Here is a 2,549-nt window from a genome sequence, read left to right as displayed (position 1 = left end):
GTAAATCAATATTTGTTTCTATAATTAAAATATAAAGTGTAATCATGAAGAAAATATGTAGAGTTTTACAGAATCCATGCAAATGTACGACGAACCATGAAGAAAATCTTACATAAAATAATCAAAGGTCTATATTGGTAGGCTTATTTTCATTTATAGAGGGGAGTTCTCCTTGTGTCAGTAAGGCATTATGTTTTATTAGCAACCGATGGTTTTATTAATCTGCCTGTCAGTAAAACCATTTGCCCTGCTCAGGAAACAAAGCAACAGATCTATGCTTTTGGATTTGTCGGTGGCCTTTTTAAAGTTGATGAAAAAATAGTAAATCCTATACTTGATTGGACTAACCGCAAAAATTGGGGAAAATTACTTGAATTGAAGGGTACGGGTACAATTCCTTCTCCCCTTATTGTTGGAGAGGTTGAAGATCGCATCTACATTACTCTCATAAATTTAGGGATGAAAGAACGTCCGGATTTAATCGACGATCATACCATCCATATGCACGGAGCTCATGTGCCTTCACAATTGGATGGGTTTCCAGAAACTTCTTTCGGTGTTCCGGTTTGGACTGACCTAACGGCCACGCCTCCGGCAATGACCTATTTTTTTCTGGCAGAAAATCCGGGTACGCTTATGTATCATTGCCATGTTGAAGCATCCGAACATATTCAAATGGGAATGTATGGGGCTTTAATTATTTATCCATCAAAAAAAAGCTTGTCCTTAGCAGGTATAAGACAAAGTGTAAATAAAGAATGGTTTTACAACGGCAAGCCACAAGCCCATATTCCTAAGACAGCTACAAACAAAAATTTTGCTTATAATGACATTCAAACATACTTTGATAAAGAGTATGTTATGTTATTATCCGACATTGATTCTGTGTGGCATGAAAGTGTCCATAAAGGTTCATTCTTCAATGCAGCCAACTTCAAACCGGACTTTTGGTTAATTAATGGCCGCGCATTCCCAGATACTTTGCTTCCCCACCCTTTATCGAATACTAACATTGAATTTGATTCTAATTTAACCAGAATCAATTACGAATCATATGTGCATATAAAAACCGGGCAACAATTTTTACTCAGGATGATTAATATGGGGTATCAAGTTGTTCCATGGCACATTCACGGATGGCATTTTACAATTATAGGAAAAGACAGTCATATTGATCCTTTTATCCATCTAGCTACTCTCCTTCAGCTGGACGATTCCTCTCATCACGCACTCAAGAATAAAGGTTTTACTGTGAGTATAGGTTCTGGGGAAACATATGACTTACTTCTAACTTCAAATGATAAACGGATTGAATATTTAAAATATATGATTTTAGGGCAAGATGGTTTTCCCTCTTTTTGCTCTCAATTAAAAAAATTGAATACTATTGATGCTAATTCTATCTTTAATATTCCTACTGAACCTGTTAAATGCGGCTCACCTGAATTAATAAATTATCTTAAAATTTGTCAACAATCGTTAACCGATATAAACGATCAATTTTTCCCACAATTTTTTCCAATGCATAACCATGACGATTACAAAATAACGAATAAAGGAATTTATCCGGGAGGGCAATTAACATATATCCAAACGGATACTCCCGATTATTATGTTGATGAGAAATTTGATTAATAAAGAAAAAGCTGATAGAGCCACTACCGGCCTCTATCAGCTTTTCATTAAATGTGCTTTAATTCTTATTTTTTTTATTTATTATCAGCCAAATGAATATAATAACACCGATAATAATCAGGAAAATCCAAAGATTTGGAATGATTAATTTTTTATTCCTTAAGATTTAATCATTTTTAAAATAGATTGAAATTCATCAAATGAAATTTCGCCGCGGGCATATCGTAATTTGATCACTTCTTCAGCTTCGATTGAAGGTAATCTTTCTGTTTTCATTGGAGACAATCTTGTGTACTGGTTTTTATTTATGAAGAACAAGTACAGTGAAAATGCAATCAAAGCAATCAGCAGGAGTCCAGAAAGATTCATTCCTGACATCCATCCAAAGTTATTTAGTCCAAAAGGATACCCTTCAAACCCTCCGTTGCCAATTCCATTTCCATATCCTCCATAAGTTGAACCGAAAGAACCCATATGTCCATTCATCATTATTCCAACTCCTCCTTAAAAAGTAATATAACAAAGTAACACTTACGATAACCTATAAAAGATCTTTAATTTTGCTGTACTCTTCTGTAGAAATCTTACCGGCTGCATACCTTAAATCAATAACTCGTCTCGCGTCGCTGATATGAATGCTTTCATTTGATTGAAACTTACTGAGTATCCTTTGAAGTTCTCCTGTCTGGTATAAGTAAAAGCCAATGGCTAAAATGAGCAGTAAAAACATTATTTTTTCCCCCTACTTTATAGATTAGTTTTATTTTAAAAATAGGCCGGAAAACCGGCCTATTTTTTCTCAGTGATGCCTTAAAGATTCCCCATCATTCCTTGAAAATTCTTACTGTTGACAGCTCCACCTGTGCCATGCATGCCTTTATAAAATTCCTCCAGTTCCTGGTCGCTTAAATCCG

Annotated in this window: 3 protein-coding genes; 1 reads left to right on the top strand and 2 read right to left on the bottom strand. The window is 35.0% G+C overall.

The genetic code is table 11. The annotated features are described in order from the left end of the window. The first annotated feature begins 174 nt into the window (after positions 1-174). Positions 175-1,635: a multicopper oxidase domain-containing protein gene (locus tag CU635_RS21325; protein ID WP_101579393.1), complete on the top strand. Its 1,461-nt coding sequence runs from the start codon at positions 175-177 to the stop codon at positions 1,633-1,635. A gap of 159 nt (positions 1,636-1,794) precedes the next feature. Here the strand turns inward: CU635_RS21325 and CU635_RS21320 are convergent, their stop codons facing one another. Beyond that, entirely contained in the window at positions 1,795-2,124 is a 330-nt protein-coding gene (locus CU635_RS21320; protein ID WP_101579392.1) for an SHOCT domain-containing protein, read from the bottom strand. 52 nt (positions 2,125-2,176) lie between these two features. Further along, the gene (locus CU635_RS21315; RefSeq protein ID WP_101579391.1) at positions 2,177-2,365 is read right to left on the bottom strand and encodes an SHOCT domain-containing protein; all 189 of its coding nucleotides are present in this window, start codon (positions 2,363-2,365) and stop codon (positions 2,177-2,179) included. Positions 2,366-2,549 lie beyond the last annotated feature (184 nt).

It is taken from the genome of Bacillus canaveralius (assembly GCF_002860125.1).
Lineage (GTDB): Bacteria > Bacillota > Bacilli > Bacillales > Cytobacillaceae > Bacillus_BJ > Bacillus_BJ canaveralius.
The sequence above is the reverse complement of the archived record's forward strand: the minus strand, read 5'-3'. Positions and strand labels throughout refer to the sequence as shown.

What these genes read in the sequence shown, in the direction of transcription:
- CU635_RS21320 (WP_101579392.1), bottom strand. Translation starts at nt 2,124, where the DNA reads ATGATGAATGGACATATGGGTTCTTTCGGTTCAACTTATGGAGGATAT.
- CU635_RS21315 (WP_101579391.1), bottom strand. Translation starts at nt 2,365, where the DNA reads ATGTTTTTACTGCTCATTTTAGCCATTGGCTTTTACTTATACCAGACA.